Origin of the sequence: Microbacterium lemovicicum (assembly GCF_003991875.1) — a bacterium.
Taxonomy (GTDB): domain Bacteria; phylum Actinomycetota; class Actinomycetes; order Actinomycetales; family Microbacteriaceae; genus Microbacterium; species Microbacterium lemovicicum.
Genome location: NZ_CP031423.1, coordinates 3,238,287 through 3,256,499, shown reverse-complemented (window position 1 = coordinate 3,256,499; position 18,213 = coordinate 3,238,287). Strand labels below are relative to the sequence as shown.

Here is an 18,213-nt window from a genome sequence, read left to right as displayed (position 1 = left end):
TGATGGCGACGGCGCTGCGCCTGGGTACGCGCCGCAGCGCTCTGGCTGTGGCGCAGTCCTCGCAGGTCGCGCGGGCGCTGTCCGCGGCATCCGGTCGCGAGGTCACGCTGGTCCCGATCGTCTCCGAGGGCGACGTCTCGCGCGCCTCCCTCGCCGCCATCGGCGGCACGGGCATCTTCGCGACGCGCCTGCGCGAGGCCCTGCTGAACGATGAGTGCGACCTCCTCGTGCACTCCCTGAAAGACCTCCCCACCGCGCAGCCGCCCGGACTCGTCATCGGAGCGGTGCCCGTCCGCGAGGACGCCCGCGACGTCGTGGTGACGCGCGACGGCACACCGCTGAACGACCTGCCCGAGGGCAGCGTCGTCGGCACGGGGTCGCCCCGGCGGGTGGCGCAGATCCACCGCCGCAATAACCGGGTCACGGTGCAGGACCTCCGCGGCAACGTCGACTCCCGCGTCGCGCGCGTGCGCGACGGCGAGCTCGATGCCGTGATCCTCGCCGCGGCCGGTCTGCGCCGGCTCGAGGGCACCGCCGCCGACCTGCAGCTGGAGGAGCTGGGCCTCGCCGAATGGCCCACCGCCCCGGGGCAGGGAGCACTCGCCGTGGAGATCCGTGACGACGCCCCCGACGACTTCCGCGCCGCGATCGCGCTCCTGGACGACGCGTCGACGCGCATCGCGGTCGCCGCGGAGCGCGCGGTGCTGTCGACGCTCGAGGCCGGGTGCCACGCCCCGGTCGCCGCCCACGCGGCGCTGTCGGGCGACGACCTGCGCATCCACGCGGTCGCGTACGCCCTCGACGGCTCGCGACGCGTGGGCCTCGACCGGACGGTGCCGCTCCTGCCGGGGTATGCTCGGATTCCAGGCAGTGGCAAAGGTGCGGATGCTGCCGACGACGCGAACCCGATCGTGCGTGCTGCGCGCGCCGGGACCGATGTCGCTCGTCGGCTGCTCGAACGCGGGGCGGCCGACATCGTCCCACGAGAGTCGACCCCATGAACACAGCAGCCATCCCCACGCCGAAGCCCCTCGCGGGCTGGCGCGTGCTCGTGCCCCGCGGCGGGCCGTGGGGCGATGGCGTGGCGGCGACCCTGCGGTCGCAGGGCGCGACCCCGGTCGTGGCTCCGCTGATCAACTTCGCGCCCGCCAACGACGCCGTCACCCTCGACCGCGCACTCGCGGATCTCGCCGCCGGGGCGTTCGACTGGCTGACCGTCACGAGCGCCACCACGGCCGACGTGCTGTACGCCTACCGCGCGCAGATCCCTCCCACGACCCGTGTGGCGGCCGTCGGCGAGACCACCGCCGCCGCCCTGCAGTCGATGGGCTACCGCGTCGACCTCATCCCCGACCAGGACAACTCCGCCGCCGGCATGGCGGAGCAGCTCCTCGCGCTCGAGCCCGAGCCCCGCGACATCCTGACCCTGCGCAGCGAGATCGCCAAGCCGGTGCTCACGCGCATGCTCGAGGAGGCCGGACACCGCGTCCGCAGCGTCGTGGCCTACCGCACGGTGGGCGTGCCCGTCTCCGACAAGGTCGCGGCCGACGTCCGTTCCGGCCGCATCAACGCGATCCTCATCACGAGCGGCTCGGTCGCCGAGCAGGTGTACGAGCAGTTCCCCGAGATCCCCGAGTCGACCGTCATCGCCGCGATCGGCCCGCGCACCGCCAAGGACGCCCGACGTGCCGGCCTCTCGGTCGACGTGGTCGCCGAGCGGCAGACCGTCGATGCGCTCATCCAGTCCGTCGCGCGGTTCTCGCTCCCGCACGCAGCGGACGAATTCTCCGTCTGAGGCGGTTCTTCGTGTCGTTCCCCGTTCATCGGCCCCGGAGGCTCCGCCAGTCGCCGGCCGTCCGCCGTCTCGCCCGCGAGACGCACCTCGTCCCCTCCCAGCTCGTGCTGCCGCTGTTCGTCCGCGAGGGCATCACCGAGCCGGCCGACATCTCGTCGATGCCGGGCGTGCGTCAGCACACCCTCGACTCGCTCCGCGCGGCGGTGACGGATGCCGCGGCCGCCGGCGTCGGCGGCGTCATGCTGTTCGGCGTGCCGGCCGAGCGGGACGCGATCGGCTCGGGAGCCGACGACCCGCGCGGCATCCTGAACGTCGCGACCGCCGCCGTCGCAGAAGAGGTCGGGGACGCGCTCGTCGTGCAGACCGACCTGTGCCTCGACGAGTTCACCGACCACGGCCACTGCGGTGTGCTCGACGCGCGCGGACGCGTCGACAACGACGAGACCCTGGTGCGCTACGCCGCGATGGGCCTCGCCCAGGCCCGCGCAGGGTCGACGATGCTGGGGCTGTCGGGGATGATGGACGGCCAGATCGGCTACGTGCGCGACGCGCTCGACGCCGAGGGCTTCATCGACACGATCCTGCTCGCCTACTCCGCGAAGTACGCGGGTGCGTTCTACGGCCCGTTCCGCGAGGCCGTGGACTCGCAGCTCACCGGCGACCGCCGCACCTACCAGCTCGACGCCGGCAACGGCCGAGAGGGAGTGCGCGAGGCGCTGCTCGACGTCGAGGAGGGCGCCGACATCGTCATGGTCAAGCCCGCGCTGCCGTACCTCGACGTGCTCGCGGAGGTGCGCGCGTCGGTCGACGTGCCGGTGTGGGCGTACCAGGTGTCGGGGGAGTACGCGATGGTCGAGGCGGCCGCCGCGAAGGGCTGGATCGACCGCCGCGGCGCCGCGATGGAGAGCCTGCTCGGCATCCGCCGCGCGGGCGCCGACGCCATCCTGACCTACTGGGCCGTCGAGGCGGCCGGCTGGCTGCGAGAGGACCTGGTCCGATGACCGACCGCAACGACGAGCTGTTCGAGCGCGCCCGCGCCGTCATCCCCGGCGGGGTCAACTCGCCCGTGCGGGCCTACGGCTCCGTGGGCGGCACGCCGCGCTTCCTCGTGTCCGCGCGAGGACCGATCGTGACGGATGCCGCGGGCACCGACTACGTCGACCTCGTGGCCTCGTGGGGCCCCGCCCTGCTCGGCCACGCGCACCCGGAGGTCGTCGAGGCGGTGCAGGCCGCAGCATCCCGCGGCCTGTCCTTCGGCGCGCCCACCGGTGCGGAGGTCGAGCTCGCCGACCTCATCGCCTCGCGCGTCGTCGTGGGCGATGCGCGTCCGATCGAGCGCGTGCGCCTGGTCTCGACGGGCACCGAGGCGACAATGACGGCCATCCGTCTCGCCCGCGGCGTCACCGGCCGCGACCTCCTGGTCAAGTTCGCCGGGCACTACCACGGCCACTCCGACGGCCTGCTGGCCGCGGCGGGCTCCGGCGTCGCCACGCTCGCGCTGCCCGGATCCGCCGGCGTGCCCGCCCCCATCGCCGCCCAGACGATGGTGCTGCCCTACAACGACCTCGACGCGGTGCGCGCGGCCTTCGAGACGCACGGCGGCGACATCGCCGCCGTCATCGTCGAGGCCGCCGCGGCCAACATGGGCGTCGTCGCGCCGCTCCCCGGCTTCAACGCCGCGCTGGCCGAGATCGCGCACGCGCACGGCGCGCTGCTCATCGTCGACGAGGTGCTCACCGGCTTCCGCGTGCACCCGGCCGGCTTCTGGGGCCTGCAGGCCTCGCAGGGCGAGGTGTACACGCCCGACATCCTCACGTACGGCAAGGTCGTCGGCGGCGGCATGCCGCTGGCCGCCCTCGCCGGTCGCGCCGACGTCATGGAGCACCTGGCCCCGACCGGCCCGGTCTACCAGGCCGGCACGCTGTCGGGCAATCCGCTCTCGGTCGCCGCCGGTCTGACGACGCTGCGGCTGGCGACGCCGGAGGTCTACGAGCGGGTGGATGCCGCGGCATCCGTCGTCGCCTCGGCGCTGTCCGACGCCCTCACCGCCGCCGGCGTCGTCCACACCGTGCCGCGGGCGGGGTCGCTCTTCGGCGTCGCGTTCTCGGCCGACGCGCCGCGGGACTACGCCGGCGCGCTGGGCCAGGAGTCGTGGCGCTACCCGCCGTTCTTCCACGCGATGCTCGACGCGGGGGTCTCACTGCCGCCGAGCGTGTTCGAGGCCTGGTTCCTCACGGCTGCGCACGACGATGACGCCCTCGGGCACATCGTCGAGGCGCTGCCGGCGGCGGCACGGGCGGCGGCGCAGGCGCTCGGTCCCGTCGCGCTCGCCCAGTGAGCGCGTCGCGACCGCGCGTCGTCGTGCTCGCCGGCGGCGTCGGCGGCTCGACGTTCACGGTCGGCGTGCGGGCCGCGCTGGCGCGTCGGGGCGCGCCGGAGGCGACCGTGGTCGTCAACACCGGCGACGACCTGTGGCTGAGCGGCGTGCGCCTGCAGCCCGACATCGACTCCGTGCTCTACCGGCTGGCCGGCCAGAACGACGCCGCGCGCGGCTGGGGCCGCGCCGGCGAGACCGAGCGCGTCAACGCCGAGCTGCAGGAGTGGGGTGCGGGGTGGCCGTGGTTCACCCTCGGCGATCTCGATCTCGGCACGCACCTCGCCCGCACGGGCTGGCTGCGCGAGGGCCTGACCCCCAGCGAGGTCGTCGCGCGTCTGTCGCAGCGGTGGCCACTCGGCGTGCACCTGCTGCCGATGACCGACCACGAGGTCGACACGCACGTCGTGATCGCCGGGGACGGCGACGCAGACGAGCGTGAATCGGGAGAGCGGGCGCTGCACTTCCAGGAGTGGTGGACGCGGTATCGCGCCACGCTGCCGCCCGTGCGCTTCGAGAACCCCGGCATGGCCGCGGCCTCGCCCGCGCCCGGTGTGCTCGAGGCGATCGCGGACGCCGACGTGGTGCTCGTCGCGCCGTCGAACCCGGTCGTCTCGATCGGTCCGATCCTCGCCGTCCCCGGTCTGCGCGAGGCCCTCCGTGCCGCGTCGGCACCGGTCGTCGGCGTCTCGCCGATCATCGGCGGGCGCGTGGTCCGCGGCATGGCCGACGTCTGCCTCACCGCGATCGGCGTCGAGACGAGCGCCTCCGCCGTGGCGGCGCACTACGGCGCGCGCGCGGACGGCGGTCTGCTCGACGCCTGGCTGCTCGCGGAGGAGGACGCCGACTCCGCCGACGAGGTGTCTGCTCGCGGCATCCGTCCGATCGTCCGTCCGCTGTGGATGACGGATGCCGCGGCCACGGCGGACATGGCCGACGCGGCCCTCGACGCCGCCGGCGTCTGACTCGTGATGCTGCCCGATCTTCCGGCATTCGCATGGGTGCTGCTCGCCCTGGCGGCGGTGACGGTCGGTCTCTCGAAGACCGCGATCCCCGGCGCGGGGACGGTGCCCGTGGCGCTGTTCGCGGCCATCCTGCCGGCGCGGCAGTCGACCGGCACACTCCTGCTGCTGCTCATCACCGCGGACGCGTTCGCCATCACGATGTATCGCCGCAACGCGAACTGGGGCGTGCTGCTGCGGCTCGTGCCCGCGGTGCTCCTGGGGGTCGGTCTCGGGGTCGCCTTCCTGGCGGTCGCCTCGGACGGGTGGGTCAAGCGGCTGATCGGCGTGATCCTGCTGATCGTCGTGGGCGTGACGCTCTCCCGGCGGTGGGTGCAGAGCCGGGCGGCAGCCGCGGCCGGCCCTGGGGAGGTGGGCCTGGCTGACGCGGTCTCTGCGGGCGCGGCCGGGCGGCGGCATCCGGTCGCTGCGGCGGTCTACGGATCGCTCGGTGGCTTCACGACGATGGTCGCCAACGCGGGCGGTCCGGTGATGTCGATGTATCTCCTCGCGATGCGGTTCCCGGTGAAGGAGTTCCTCGGCACGGCGGCGTGGTTCTTCGCGATCATCAACCTCTGCAAGGTGCCGTTCTCGGCAGGGCTGGGCCTCATCACCGTGCCGGGGCTGTGGGTCGACCTCGTGCTCGCCCCCGCGGTCGTCGTCGGCGCGCTGTGCGGCAGGTGGCTCGCGAGTCGCCTGAACCAGCGTCTCTTCGAGCGGCTCGTGATCGTCTTCACCGTCGTCGGCGCCGTCTACCTGCTGGTGTGACCGGCCGTTTTATTGCGGTGCGGGCCGTTCGTCAAGCCCCTCTGCTGTGAGGCACCGCCGTGTGTAATGGAGGGAGTGCCTCGATAGACGATCGGGCCGAATGGAAGGAGTCACCCATGGGTCTGGACGACAAGATCAAGAACGCTGCCGAAGACATCGCCGGTAAGGCGAAGGAGGCAACGGGCAAGCTGACCGACAACGAGCGACTGGAAGCCGAAGGTCAGGCCGACCAGTCGAAGGCCGACGTCAAGAAGGCCGGCGAGAACGTCAAAGACGCGTTCAAGTAAGCCGATGCCTCGAAGGCGGTCGCAGCTGATGCTGCGGCCGCCTTCGTCGTTCGTACTGATTAATTCCAGGTTTATGTTCTAACTATGAGCATTAGAGCGGACGTTTATGTAGAACAAAATGTCGGATGTTCGTGGGACGATGATCGTATGGACGAACCGCCCCAGGCCCCAGAGATCCCACCGGAGGTGGAGGAGTGGCTGTGGGCCGAGCGCATCGCCGAGGCGCAGCAGTGGGGGCCGCTGTCCGACATCCGGTGGAGCGCGGAGGAGTGCCTCGACGCCGGTGACGCCGCGACCGCCCGGTGGCTGGCGATCGAAGACCGCCGCCTCGAGCTGCTGACGGAGTGGACGCACGCGGCGGAGCAGATCGCCCGATGGGAGGCGGTGCAGATGCGTCTGCTGGCTCAGGCGCTCGACGATGCCCTTGTCGACGCTCGGGGAGACGCCGACATGGCCGTGCGCAGCGCCGCTGCGGAGCTCGCGACGGCCGTCGGCCTCAGCGACCGTACGGTCCAGCGACGCATGTCGGATGCCTCGACGATGCGCGACTCCTTCCCCGCGACGCTCGAGGGGCTGACCCACGGGCGGTTCTCCCGGGCGCACGCGCAGACCGTGATGGAGGAGGGCACGCGGCTCGACGAGGCGGGCAGGGCCGCATACGAGCAGATCGTCCTCGACCTCGCGCCGCAGCTCACGACCGGCCGACTCCGCGTGGCCGCTCGCGCCATCGCCGAGCGCCTCCAGCCGACGGCCCTGGTCGAGCGCCATGCGCAGGCGCGCGACGAGCGCCGCGTGGTCGTGCGAGATGGCGACGACGGCATGGCCGAGCTGTGGGCACTCCTGCCTGCGGTGCTGGCCCACGGCATCCACGACCGCGTGACCCGGCTGGCGCATGTCATCCGAGCGGGTGCTGCACGCGAGTCGCCCTCGGACGGTGACCTTGCTTCCGATCCCGACGACCGCACAATCGATCAGCTCCGCGCCGACATCCTCTGCGACCTGGCGCTCACGGGGCACGCGACGGGCGCGGAGTCGGAGCGCGGCGGGCCGACCGGCTCAAACGCGGTGCGCGCCGTCGTCCAGATCACCGTTCCCGTGCTGACGCTCATCGGAGCCCACGGTGACGGAGCGGGCGCCGGTACCGGCGACATCGGCGGCGCCACGCTGAACGGCCGATGCCCCGTGACCCCTGCGGACGCCCGTCGCCTCGCCGGTGGAGCGACGATGTGGGACCGCGTGCTCACCGATCCCATCAGTGGCGACGTCTCGGCGGTGGATCGGCGCCTCCCGACGGAGGCGCAGCGCCGGCACCTCCGTGCGCGTGACGAGCACTGCCGCTTCCCGGGCTGCCGCATCTCCGTCGGCCGGAGCGACATCGACCATACGATCGACCATCAGTACGGCGGAGCGACCGCCGTCGACAATCTCGCGCACCTCTGCCGTCGACACCACTCCCTGAAGCATCACAGCGCGTGGACGGTGACCCAGAAGACGCCCGGCGTGCTGGTCTGGACGAGTCCGCTCGGCCGCACCTACACCGACCGACCGCCTCCGGCGCTGCGGTTCATGCCGGGCGGGGCCGGGCTCCGCGGCGCCGCGCTCTTTCAGGGACCGTAGACTCCGGCCATGACCGACGACGGCATGGACGAGCTCTTCGAGCAGCACCTGCCGCCGGTCGCGCCGGCGACGGCCGGACGCACGGCAGGCGAGTTCGCCGCCGGCATGGTGTCGCTGGCGGTGGTGGTCCTCGCGGTAGGCGCGGCGGTGGTCGCCGTGGTGTGGGTATTCGTGTGGCTGAGCGCCGTGTGGTCGACCGCTGTTCTGCCGGCGGGCGCCATGGTCGCTTCCTGGCCCGCGCACTGAGAGCGCGAGCCGTGACGGCCGCGCCGCGACGGCCGCGCCGCGACGGCCGCGCCGCGAAGGCCGCGGGGCGAGACGCGCTCAGGCGCGGGCGGCCTTGACGTAGGCGACGATCGCATTCGCGTGGCCGTGGCCCAGTCCGTGCTCGGACTTCAGCCACGCGACGACGGCCATGTGGCTCTCGTCATCCAGGCGGTCGGCGGCCAGGTCCAGCCACTCCTGCACGGGCCGGCCGTAGGTGCTCTCGATGCTCGGGAAGTACGAGGCAGGGCCCTTCGGCTTCGACCCGTCGGCGGGCGGCTGCGGAGCGAGGACGCGATCTCCAGTCATGGCCCTCAGGCTAGCGACTCGGACGCGCCCGACGGCGGAATCACCGCGGGCACGACCCCCAGCGCCGCCGCGGTCCGGGAGCCGACCCCGAGCACCGCGGCCTCGGCCAGGTGCGCGGCGGTGTCGACGTCGCGGCGCAGGGTGGAGTCCGCCGGCACGTCGAGGGCGACGAAGTTCTGCGCGCGATGCCGTGCGAACGAATCGACGCCGAACGCCGAGAGCCAGGGCACCCCGGGCACGGCGGTGACGAGCGTCGATCCCGTGCCCTCGCTGTCCGCGACGACGCCCCGCTCGACCGAGGCGCCGCGTTCCAGCGCGTCGGCGAGATCCTCCGGGGCGAGCGCGGGCAGATCTCCGAGCAGCGCGGCGCGTCCGCGGCCGGGCGCCTCGACGGTCGCGACGCCCGCAGCGACCGCGGCATCGAGCCCCTTCGGCTCCGTCTCGCGCACGACGCGCACGCGGGCGAGGGCGGAGGCCGCAGCATCCACCTCGTCGTCGGCGGTCACCACGACGACCTCGTCCACCCCGGCGGCCTGCGCCGCCGCGGCGATGGTGTCCAGGGCGATCGCGCGGGCGAGCGCCGCACGGTCGACCCCGCCCGGCAGGCCGTCGGCGAGGCGGGACTTGCCCACCGCCGCCGGCTTGACCGGGATCACGACCGCCCAGCGCACCGCCCCTGACGAGGCGGGCTCGGTCACTCGGCGAACCGCGCGCGCAGCCTCGGCAGGATCTCGGCGCCGTACATGCGCAGGAACTCCTCCTGGTCGTCGCCCGGGTCGTGGAACACGAGGTGACGGAAGCCCAGGTCGACGTACGTCGCGATGCGCTCGACGTGCTCCTCGGGGTCGGTCGACACGATGAACCGCGACGCCGCGCGCTCGATGGGCAGCTCGTCGGCGAGGCGCTGCATCTCCATCGGGTCGTGCACGTCGCGCTTCTCCTCCGGCGACAGCGCGAGCGGCGCCCAGAACCGCGTCTTCTCCATCGCCGTGTCGTGATCGGGGTGGTACGAGACCTTCACCTCGATGAGCGTGTCGATGGCGTCGTCGGGGCGTCCGGCCTTCGCCAGGCCTTCGCGGAGCGCCGGCAGCAGCGTGTCGGTGTAGAGCGCCGGATCTTTGCCGCTGGTGGTGATGTAGCCGTCGGCGATGCGCCCGGCGAGCCGCGTGGCGGCTGGACCGGACGCGCCGATGTAGATCGGCACCTTCGCGTCGGGGCCGGGCCGGTCGTAGATGGTGGCGTCCTTGACGGAGTAGTACGTGCCGTCGTAGGTGACGCGCTCGTCGTCCCACAGCTTCTCGATGAGGGTGATGGCCTCCTTGAGGCGCTGGAAGCGCTCCGGCGGGTCGGGCCAGTCCAGTCCGAGGGTGACCTCGTTCAGCGCCTCACCGGTGCCGACGCCGAGGATGACCCGCCCGGGGAACATCACGCCGAGCGTCGCGAACATCTGCGCCACCACGCCGGGGTGGTAGCGGAACGTCGGAGTCAGCACGGACGTGCCCATGAGGATCTTCGAGGTCCGGGCGCCGAGCGCGCCCAGCCACGGCACCGCGGCCGGGGCGTGACCGCCGTCGTGCCGCCACGGCTGCAGGTGGTCGGAGACGAACACCGAGTCGAAGCCCATCTCCTCGGCGAGGACGCCGAAGTCGAGCAGCTGCGAAGGCGTGAACTGCTCGGCCGAAGCCTTGTAGCCCAGGCGAAGGGGAACGGTCATGTGTCTTCTCCTCTCAGTGAGGGCTCCCGATCGCGTCGACCGGGTCCCTCCGACGTCATGCGGATGTGCAGGAACTCCGAGCCGTCCGCGCGCGCGAGGCGCGACCGGAACGCGTCCACGGTCCCGGGCCACAGCAGCGTCAGCCGGCCCGAGCGGTCGTCGACGTACCAGTTGCGGCAGCCGCCCGTGAGCCAGGGGGTGGATGCCGCGGCCCGGCCGATCTCGTCGGTGTAGGCCCGCTCCACCGCGGGGTCGACGCGCAGCACTCCGCCGGGCGCGACGGCGCGCAGCGCGAGGGCGCGGACGGCGTAGGCGGCCTGCTCCTCGACCATGAGCACCGAGGAGTTGTGGCCGAGCGAGGCGTTCGGTCCGTTCAGGACGAAGAGGTTCGGGAAGTCGGAGACGACGGTCGATCCGAAGGAGGTCATCCCCTCGTCCCAGTGCTCGTCGAGCGTGACCCCGTCGACCCCGCGCACCAGCCCGGCGTAGGGCTGGCGCGTCGAGGCGAAGCCCGTTGCGAGCACGAGCACGTCGGCCTCGTGGCGCTCGCCGGTCGCGGAGACGAGCGTCGAGCCCTCGGCGGAGACCAGCGCGCCGGGCTCGAGGGTGACGCGGTCCGAGGCGACGGCGGGGTAGAACTCGTCCGAGAGCAGCACCCGCTTGCATCCGAAGGCGTAGTCGGGGGTGAGCTGCGCGCGCAGCGTCGTGTCGGCCACCTGCGCGTGCAGGTGCGCCAGGGCGGCCTCCCGCGCGTCGGCGGCGGCCGCGGCATCCCCCGATCGGCTGGCGAAGCGCGCCTCGCCCTCCGCGTACAGCTGCGCGCGGAGGCGGTCGAGCAGGTCGGGGCGTGCGGCGAACAGCTCGCGCTCCTCGACGGCGTAGGGCCGGGCTCCGCGCGGCACGATCCACGCGGGAGTGCGCTGGAAGAGGGTGACGTGCGCGGCGCGACGGGCGAGCTCGGGCACGAGCTGCACCGCACTGGCGCCCGTGCCCACCACGGCGATCCGCGCGCCGTCGAGCTCGGTGGCATGATCCCAGCGGGCCGAGTGGAACAGCGCGCCGGGGAAGGTCTCCAGCCCCGCGATCTCGGGGACCTCGGGCTCCGTCAGCCGTCCGCAGGCGAGCACGAGCGCATCGGCCTCGATGACGCCCGCGTGATCGCCGCCCGTCTCGATCCGCCAGAAGCCGGCGCCGCGTCCTGCGCCGGAGGCCGCCTCGATCCACGACGCGGACAGCATCGGCGTGCGCAGCCGCATGCGCTCGCCGACGTCCTCCCGCCGTGCCACCTCGACGAGGTAGTCGCGGATCTCGTCGCCGCGCGCATAGACGCCCGACCAGTGCGGGTTGGGATGCGCGGCGAACCCGTACAGGTGCGAGGGCACGTCGCAGGCGACGCCCGGGTAGGTGTTGTCGCGCCAGGTGCCGCCCACGCCGTCGCCGCGCTCGAGCACGAGGAACGACTCCCGCCCCGCCCGGCGCAGCGCCATGGCCATGCCGAGACCGGCGAAGCCGGCGCCGATGATCGCGACCTCGACGCGGTCGGGGGCCCCCGACCGCCGAGTCGCGGGTGGCAGGTCCGTCGTCACGAGGCCACGCGCCGGTCGGCCGGAGGCTCGCGGTAGTCGGTCGTCCGCTGACGGAACGGCCGGAACAGGCGTCCGACCAGGCGTGCGGCGTCGGCGAGCGGCAGCTCGAGGCCCTGCTCGACGCCCGCATCCGGACGCACGCGCCCGTCGAGCAGCGTGCCGCCGAGGTCGTCGCCACCCGCGCGCAGCAGCTCGACGGCGTGCTCGCGTCCGACGCGCGTCCACGGGATCTGGATGTGCGGGATGCTGCCGGTCAGCAGCAGCCGCGAGACGGCGACCATCGCGCGGTGCTCGTCAAGGGGCGCGCGGCCCGCGACGAGCGGAACGCCGCCCTGAGGTCCCGGCAGCGGGATCGGCACGAACTCCGAGAAGCCGCCGCCGCCGCCCGCAGCCTGTGCCGCATCCTGCAGTCGGCGAAGCGCGCGCAGATGGGCGACGCGCTCGCGGGCGGTCTCGACGTGGCCGTAGAAGAGCACCGACGTGGAGCGGAACCCGGCGCGATGCGCGGCGGACATCGCCTCGAACCACGCGTCGATCGGCAGGTCGTCGGGCGCGACGAGGCGGCGCACGCGCTCGTCGAGCACCTTCACCCCGGTGCCCGGCACCGAGCCCACCCCGACGGCGCGCATCAGCTCGAGCGCCGCGGTCAGATCCAGCCCGCCGCGCTCGGCGAGGTCGACCACGTCCTGCGGCCGGTAGGCGTGCACGTGGATGCCGGGGGCGGCGGTCTTCACCGTGCGCACGAGATCGAGGTACGCGTCGGCGGGCTCGGCCCGCGGCATCCGTCCCTGGATGCAGATCTCCGTCGCGCCCAGCTCCCCGGCGTCGCGGGCGATCTGCGCGGCCTCGTCGAGCGAGTACTCTCCGACGCCCTGCGGGGCGGAGCGCAGCCCGGACGAGGCCAGGTTGCGGTTCACGACGAGGCTCACGGCCTCGCCGACCGTGTATCGGCGCACGTCGTCGGCCGTGGAGACGAGGGCCGCGAGGTCGTCGCCGGTCGCCGTCAGCAGCGCGGACCAGTCGTCGTCGCCGAGATCGGAGGGGGAGGATGCCGCGGCCTCCGCGAGGCGGGCGATGCCGCGATCGCGACCGCCGCCGGTCACGTGCGGGGCCGTTCCGGCCGCGGGCTGCGGCACGGTGTCGGCTCGCGCGAGACGGGTCTGCGGATCGGCGAGGGCCTCCACGGCGGGACGCAGGGCCGGATCGATCCAGGCCTCGGCGCCGGCGACGTACTCGGGGTGCGCGGTGAGCCGCTCGCGCAGCTCGAACCCCAGCTCGGCGGTGCGCTCGGCGAGGTCGGACAGGTGCGGCCAGGGGCGCTCGGGGTTGACGTGGTCTGCCGTCAGCGGCGATACCCCGCCCCAGTCGTCGGCGCCGGCCTCGACGAGCAGCGCGAACTCCTGCGGGTCGGAGAGGTTGGGCGGCACCTGGATGCGCATGCGCGCACCCATCACGAGCCGCGCGACGGCGACCGCCGCGACGTACTCGAGCACGCCCGCGTCGGGGGCCGACTGCATCGCCGTGCGGGGCTTCGCGCGGAAGTTCTGCACGATGACCTCCTGCACATGGCCGACGCCGTCGCGGTGATGCCGCTCCTGCGCGTCGCGGAGGGCGACGAGCGACTCGGCGCGATCGCGCACGGTCTCGCCGATGCCGACGAGGATGCCGGTGGTGAACGGCACCGCGAGGCGCCCGGCGTCCTCGATCACCCGCAGGCGGAGGTCGGGGTCCTTGTCGGGCGAGCCGTAGTGCACCTGTCCGGGCTCCTCGAAGAGCCGGCGCGAGGTCGTCTCGAGCATCATGCCCATCGAGGGCGCGACGGGCCGCAGCATCCGCAGCTCGTCCTCGGTCATGACGCCCGGGTTGGCGTGCACGAGCATGCCGGTCTCGGCGGTGATGAGGCGTGCGACGTGCGCGACGTAGTCGATCGTCGAGGCGAAGCCGTGCTCATCCAGCCACGCGCGGGCCGCCGGCCAGCGGTCCTCGGGGCGGTCGCCGAGCGTGAGCAGCGCCTCCTTGCACCCGAGGGCGGCGCCCTGGCGCACCACGGCGAGCACCTGCTCGGGCGTCATGTAGACGGGCTTGTGCAGGGTGAGCAGCTGTCCGGGGGTGTCGACGAAGATGCAGTAGTGGCAGCGGTCGCGGCACAGGGTCGTCAGCGGCACGAACACCTTGCGGGAGTAGGTGATGACGCCGGGGCGCCCGGCCTCGCGGAGTCCGGCGTCGCGGACCTCGGCGGCGAGCGCGCGCACCCGGGCAGCATCGTCGCCCTCGGCCGACAGCAGCGCCTCGGCATCGTCGGCGTCGAGGCGGAGCCCGGCGGCGGCGCGCGCGAGCGCGTCCGCGAAGGACCGCTGCGCCGGGGGGAGCGGGCTGCGGACCGAGGTCGGCGCGGGCTCGGTGACGGTCATCGCTCCAGTCTCCCACCGCCGGGGAGCCGGGGCGCGCGGGATCGTTGCCGGTCCGTAAGCAAACGCGCGGGCGCCGAGGAGGCTCCGCTGGCAGACTGGTGGGCATGGTGACCCTGCTCCTGGACTCGACGCGGCTCGAAGTCGCGCTGTCGGGCATGGAGCGGGCGCTTTCATTCCACAAGGGGAATGTCATCCTCGAGCGCACCACGATCGTGAAGGTGCAGCTCGTCGACGACGCGTGGACATGGCTCCGCGGCGTGCACGCGCCCGGCACCTACCTGCGCGGCGCCCTTGCGATGGGCACGTGGAAGTCGGCGGGCGCCAGCGACTTCGTCCTCATCCGCCGCCGTCGGCCGGCCATCGTCATCGACCTCGACGGCCACGACGAGTTCGAGCGCGTCATCCTCAGCACCCGCCACGGTCTCGCGCTCGTCGAAGCCCTGCGCGTCGCCACCGGCGACGAGCCGGAGGACGTCGCCGAGATCGCCGCGCAGGCGCGTCGCCGCCGCACCCGCAAGGCCGCCGGCAGCACCGCGGCCGCCCCCGCCGTCGGCTGAGGCTCCGCGCTGCCGCGGCGGTAGCCTTGCCCGCATGAGCGAGACAGCGACGTCGGCCGAGTCCCCGCAGCCCCATGTCCGCGTCGAGCGCACCGGTCGCCTGGGGCGGCTCACCCTCGACCGGGTGCGGGCGATCAACGCGCTCGACCTGGGCATGGTCGAGGCGCTCTCCGCGGCCCTCGACGACTGGGAGGGCGACGCCGGTGTCGAGGTCGTCCTGCTCGACGGCGCGGGTGACCGGGGCTTCTGCGCCGGCGGCGACGTCCGCGGGCTCTACCGGCAGATCGTCGCAGGGCGGCCGGACGAGACCGCGGTGTTCTTCCGCGCCGAGTACGCGCTCAACGCGCGCATCGCCGAGTACCCCGCCCCGATCGTCGTCTTCGCCGATGGGATCACCATGGGCGGCGGCATCGGCTTGGCCGGTCACGCCTCCGTGCGCATCGTCACCGAGCGGTCGCGGCTCGCGATGCCGGAGACGCGCATCGGGTTCACGCCCGATGTCGGCGGCACCTGGCTGCTCGGTCGCGCCCCGGGACGCACGGGGGAGTACCTGGCGCTGACGGGCGCGTCGATGGATGCGGCGGACGCCCTGTACGCCGGCTTCGCCGACCACCTGGTGCCGAGCGCGCGGCTCGACGAGGTCCGCGGGGCGCTGGCGGCCGGCGGGGGAGACCTGACCGCCGCTGAGCAGGTGCGCGCCTTCGCGGTCGAACCCGAGCCGTCGCGGCTGGAGGCCGCCCGCCCGTGGATCGACGAGGCGTTCTCGGCGGAGACGGTCGGCGAGATCCTGCAGAGGCTCCGCGCGCGGCCGGAGCCCGAGGCATCCGCCACCGCCGACGTGCTCGAGGAGGTGTCACCGACCGCGCTGGCCGCCACGCTCGCCGCCGTCCGCGCGGCACGCTCGCTGTCGGGTCTCCGGGCCGCGCTCGAGCAGGAGTACGGCCTGGTGCTGTGGTTCGCCCTCACCCAGCCCGACCTCGTCGAGGGCATCCGGGCGCAGCTCGTGGACAAGGATCGCGCCCCCGCGTGGCGACCGGTGTCCGTCGCGGACGTCGACCCGGGAGTGGGGGCGGAGGCGCTGGCCTTCCGCCCGTCGCAGCCGCTCTGGACGCGTCCGTAGAATCCAGCCATGACGCTCACGCCCACGAAGTCCGCCCAGCGCAGGGAGCGGCGCGCGCGGCGCCGGTACTCCCGCGGCGTCGTGCTGGACTGGGCGTTCTTCGTCTTCGCCGGGCTCTCGGCGGTCTGGCTGGCGTACCTCAGTGTCGACGAGGCCTTCCAGCTCGGCTGGTGGGGCATCGCCGGGGCGGTCGTGTTCTGGGTGCTCCTCGCCTATCTCGTGCTGCCCCGTCTGCACCGGATCCTGACGACCATCTACGTGCCGGACTACTTCATCGGCCGCACCCGCACGAGCGACGGACTGCTGGGCGATCCGGTGAATCTGGCCCTGATGGGTGAGGCGCCGCAGATCGAGGCGGCCCTCCAGGTCGCCGGCTGGACCCGCGCCGACCCGGTCACGCTCCGCTCGTCGTGGCTCATCATCACGCGCACCCTCGCCCGGCGCAGCTACGACGACGCCCCCGTCAGCCCGCTGTTCCTCTTCGGCCGGCAACAGGACTTCGCCTATCAGCAGCAGGTGGCGGGAAACCCGGCGCAGCGCCACCACGTGCGCTTCTGGAGATGCCCCGACGGCTGGCTGCTGCCGGGAGGCCGCCGGGTGGACTGGCTCGCGGCCGGCACCTTCGACACCGCCGTAGGCCTCTCGCTCTTCACCCTGCAGGTCACGCACAAGATCGACGCCGACACCGACGTGGAGCGCGACCACATCGTGCGCACGGTGCAGGACGCCGAGCCCCGGGTGCGGCTGGAGGTGCTGCGCGACTTCTCGACCGGCTACCACTCGCGCAACGGCGGCGGGGACAGCATCCGCACCGACGGCGACCTGCCCATCCTCGACACCCGGGAGGTGCGGGTGTGAGCGCCCCCGAGACCGAGCCCCATCCCGCCAAGCGCGCGGCGTACGAGCCGGCCGCCCGGCTGGTCCAGCCCACGCCGTACGACCCCCGCATGAAGCGGCCGGCCTCCACGGTGACCGGCGCCGTCCTCGTGCTGCTGCGCGTGGTCACCGGAGTCTTCGTGCTCGTGACCACGCTCACCGGCGGCACGCCGGACCAGCCGCTCGTGCAGATGGTCGGCATCCAGGCCGACGACGACACGGCCGCCATCGGCCTCGGCGTCTACACCGCCATCGTGGTGGCGTCCCTGGCCGTGCAGGCCGTCCTGGGCGTGGCCATCCTGTTCGGCCGCAACGGCCCGCGCGTGTGGGTGATGCTGTTCGCCGTCGCATCCATCTCCACCGCCTTCGCCGGCTGGTGGTGGCAGGGCCAGGAGATCCGCATCAGCGGCACGCTGCTGTCGGTCGCCCTGGACGTGCTCATCCTGCTCGCGCTGTCCAGCCGCAGCGCTTCCGCGTACGCCCGGCGCAACGAGCGCCGTCCGGACTGACTGCGCCCGCGGCTCCCCGCGCGTGGAGCATCCTCACGGGAGCGCGGGGGTAGCGTGGAACGCCGCACCGACCGAGGGGAGCGCGCGTGTTCGACAGCCCGCTGTCCGCGTCCGCCTACGACGTCCTCGCCGTCCCGCCCGACGTCACCGAGGAGGAGCTGCGCCGCGCCTACCGCCTGCGGCTGCGCCAGAGCCACCCCGACACCGGCGGGGACGCCGCCGTGTTCGTGCAGGTGCAGCGCGCCTGGGACCTCGTCGGCACCCCAGAGGCGCGCGCCGCCTACGACCGCGGTCACGGCTTCGGCCAGGCCGCTGCGCCCGAGTGGTCGGGCTGGCACGCGCAGACGCCGCCCGCCGACACGCGCCCCCGCGCGCGGTCGTACGGGCAGCCCGGGGGCTGGCGGCGCGAGCGGTACCTCGATCTCGTACGCGAGTGGGTGGGCCGCGGTGTGACGCTCGACGACCCGTACGACCCCGCGCTCGTGCGCTCGGCGCCGCACCATCTGCGCCGACTCCTCGCCGACGCGCTCGCGGAGGAGGCGACCGCCCGCATCGTCGCCGACCTGGGCATGGGCTACACGGTGTGGCACGACGTCGCCGCCGGCGGCCGCTCAGGTGACCCCGAGTCCAAGGTCGACCACATCGTGCTCGGGCCGAGCGGACTCTACGGACTGCTCTCCGAGGACTTCGGCGGTCCGGTGCGACTCAAGCGCGGCGAGCTCATCGGCGACGGGATCGCCGGCGCGCCCATCGCCGAGCTGCTGAGCCGGCTCCGCGTCGTCGCCCGCGCCGCCGGGGTGCGGTTCGGCGGCGCGATCGTGGTTCTGCCCGACGAGGACGTCTCCGAGGCCATCACCGAGCTCGGCAAGGTGCGCGGCATGCACGTCGCCGTCGTCGCGCGCAGCGCGCTGGCCACGGTGCTGCGCCGCGGGGTCTCGGGCGCGCGGGCGGTCGGCGGCAACGAGGTGTTCGACGCCCGCACGCGCCTCAACCAGACGGTGGCGTTCGTCTGACCCCCGAACCGG

Annotated in this window: 19 protein-coding genes; 14 read left to right on the top strand and 5 right to left on the bottom strand. The window is 73.6% G+C overall.

Annotated features, from left to right (window positions below; translation table 11 throughout):
- Positions 1-2 precede the first annotated feature (2 nt).
- The 9 genes from hemC (at position 3) to CVS47_RS15165 (ending at position 8,088) form a co-directional block, all read left to right on the top strand.
- The gene (gene hemC, locus CVS47_RS15205) at positions 3-1,001 is read left to right on the top strand and encodes a hydroxymethylbilane synthase (protein ID WP_127096839.1); all 999 of its coding nucleotides are present in this window, start codon (positions 3-5) and stop codon (positions 999-1,001) included.
- Entirely contained in the window at positions 998-1,795 is a 798-nt protein-coding gene (locus CVS47_RS15200) for a uroporphyrinogen-III synthase (RefSeq protein WP_127096838.1), read from the top strand. Before hemC ends, CVS47_RS15200 begins: the two co-directional genes overlap by 4 nt.
- 11 nt (positions 1,796-1,806) lie before the next feature.
- Complete coding sequence (gene hemB / locus CVS47_RS15195) at positions 1,807-2,796, top strand: porphobilinogen synthase (RefSeq protein ID WP_127096837.1); 990 nt, start codon at positions 1,807-1,809, stop codon at positions 2,794-2,796.
- Positions 2,793-4,133, top strand: coding sequence for a glutamate-1-semialdehyde 2,1-aminomutase (gene hemL, locus CVS47_RS15190; RefSeq protein WP_127096836.1), 1,341 nt, complete (start codon positions 2,793-2,795; stop codon positions 4,131-4,133). Before hemB ends, hemL begins: the two co-directional genes overlap by 4 nt.
- Positions 4,130-5,134, top strand: coding sequence for a 2-phospho-L-lactate transferase (cofD, locus tag CVS47_RS15185; RefSeq protein WP_127096835.1), 1,005 nt, complete (start codon positions 4,130-4,132; stop codon positions 5,132-5,134). Before hemL ends, cofD begins: the two co-directional genes overlap by 4 nt.
- A 6-nt stretch (positions 5,135-5,140) precedes the next feature.
- Complete coding sequence (locus tag CVS47_RS15180) at positions 5,141-5,938, top strand: sulfite exporter TauE/SafE family protein (RefSeq protein ID WP_127097417.1); 798 nt, start codon at positions 5,141-5,143, stop codon at positions 5,936-5,938.
- Between the two features lie 116 nt (positions 5,939-6,054).
- Positions 6,055-6,225: a CsbD family protein gene (locus CVS47_RS15175; protein ID WP_127096834.1), complete on the top strand. Its 171-nt coding sequence runs from the start codon at positions 6,055-6,057 to the stop codon at positions 6,223-6,225.
- A 147-nt stretch (positions 6,226-6,372) separates the two neighbouring features.
- A complete protein-coding gene (locus CVS47_RS15170) occupies positions 6,373-7,842 on the top strand; it encodes an HNH endonuclease signature motif containing protein (protein WP_164734677.1) in 1,470 nt (489 codons plus the stop codon).
- A 9-nt stretch (positions 7,843-7,851) separates the two neighbouring features.
- Positions 7,852-8,088, top strand: coding sequence for a hypothetical protein (locus tag CVS47_RS15165; protein ID WP_127096832.1), 237 nt, complete (start codon positions 7,852-7,854; stop codon positions 8,086-8,088).
- Positions 8,089-8,166: 78 nt separating this feature from the next.
- On the opposite strand, the gene CVS47_RS15160 is transcribed toward CVS47_RS15165, so the two are convergent.
- Genes CVS47_RS15160 through cofG form a run of 5 tightly spaced genes read right to left on the bottom strand, consistent with a single transcriptional unit; the run spans position 8,167 to position 14,126 of the window.
- A complete protein-coding gene (locus CVS47_RS15160; protein WP_127096831.1) occupies positions 8,167-8,415 on the bottom strand; it encodes a DUF4287 domain-containing protein in 249 nt (82 codons plus the stop codon).
- Between the two features lie 5 nt (positions 8,416-8,420).
- Entirely contained in the window at positions 8,421-9,113 is a 693-nt protein-coding gene (gene cofC / locus CVS47_RS15155) for a 2-phospho-L-lactate guanylyltransferase (RefSeq protein WP_127096830.1), read from the bottom strand.
- Complete coding sequence (fgd, locus tag CVS47_RS15150) at positions 9,110-10,129, bottom strand: glucose-6-phosphate dehydrogenase (coenzyme-F420) (protein ID WP_127096829.1); 1,020 nt, start codon at positions 10,127-10,129, stop codon at positions 9,110-9,112. The genes cofC and fgd overlap by 4 nt, the downstream gene beginning before the upstream one ends.
- Positions 10,126-11,715 carry a flavin-containing monooxygenase gene (locus tag CVS47_RS15145; RefSeq protein WP_241240186.1) on the bottom strand — a complete coding sequence of 530 codons (1,590 nt, stop codon included), beginning with the start codon at positions 11,713-11,715 and terminating at the stop codon, positions 10,126-10,128. Before CVS47_RS15145 ends, fgd begins: the two co-directional genes overlap by 4 nt.
- Complete coding sequence (gene cofG, locus CVS47_RS15140) at positions 11,712-14,126, bottom strand: 7,8-didemethyl-8-hydroxy-5-deazariboflavin synthase CofG (protein ID WP_127096828.1); 2,415 nt, start codon at positions 14,124-14,126, stop codon at positions 11,712-11,714. Before cofG ends, CVS47_RS15145 begins: the two co-directional genes overlap by 4 nt.
- A 104-nt stretch (positions 14,127-14,230) precedes the next feature.
- Between cofG and CVS47_RS15135 the strand changes: the two genes are divergently transcribed.
- From CVS47_RS15135 to CVS47_RS15115, 5 genes are all read left to right on the top strand, one after another.
- Positions 14,231-14,683, top strand: a complete 453-nt coding sequence (locus tag CVS47_RS15135) for a hypothetical protein (RefSeq protein WP_127096827.1) — start codon at positions 14,231-14,233, stop codon at positions 14,681-14,683.
- A gap of 34 nt (positions 14,684-14,717) precedes the next feature.
- Positions 14,718-15,803 (top strand): enoyl-CoA hydratase/isomerase family protein, encoded by a 1,086-nt coding sequence (locus CVS47_RS15130; RefSeq protein ID WP_127096826.1) that lies wholly within the window; start codon positions 14,718-14,720, stop codon positions 15,801-15,803.
- Between the two features lie 9 nt (positions 15,804-15,812).
- Positions 15,813-16,661, top strand: a complete 849-nt coding sequence (locus CVS47_RS15125) for an LssY C-terminal domain-containing protein (RefSeq protein WP_127096825.1) — start codon at positions 15,813-15,815, stop codon at positions 16,659-16,661.
- Complete coding sequence (locus CVS47_RS15120; RefSeq protein WP_127096824.1) at positions 16,658-17,188, top strand: hypothetical protein; 531 nt, start codon at positions 16,658-16,660, stop codon at positions 17,186-17,188. Before CVS47_RS15125 ends, CVS47_RS15120 begins: the two co-directional genes overlap by 4 nt.
- An 86-nt stretch (positions 17,189-17,274) precedes the next feature.
- Positions 17,275-18,201 (top strand): nuclease-related domain-containing protein, encoded by a 927-nt coding sequence (locus CVS47_RS15115; RefSeq protein WP_127096823.1) that lies wholly within the window; start codon positions 17,275-17,277, stop codon positions 18,199-18,201.
- Positions 18,202-18,213: the final 12 nt, after the last annotated feature.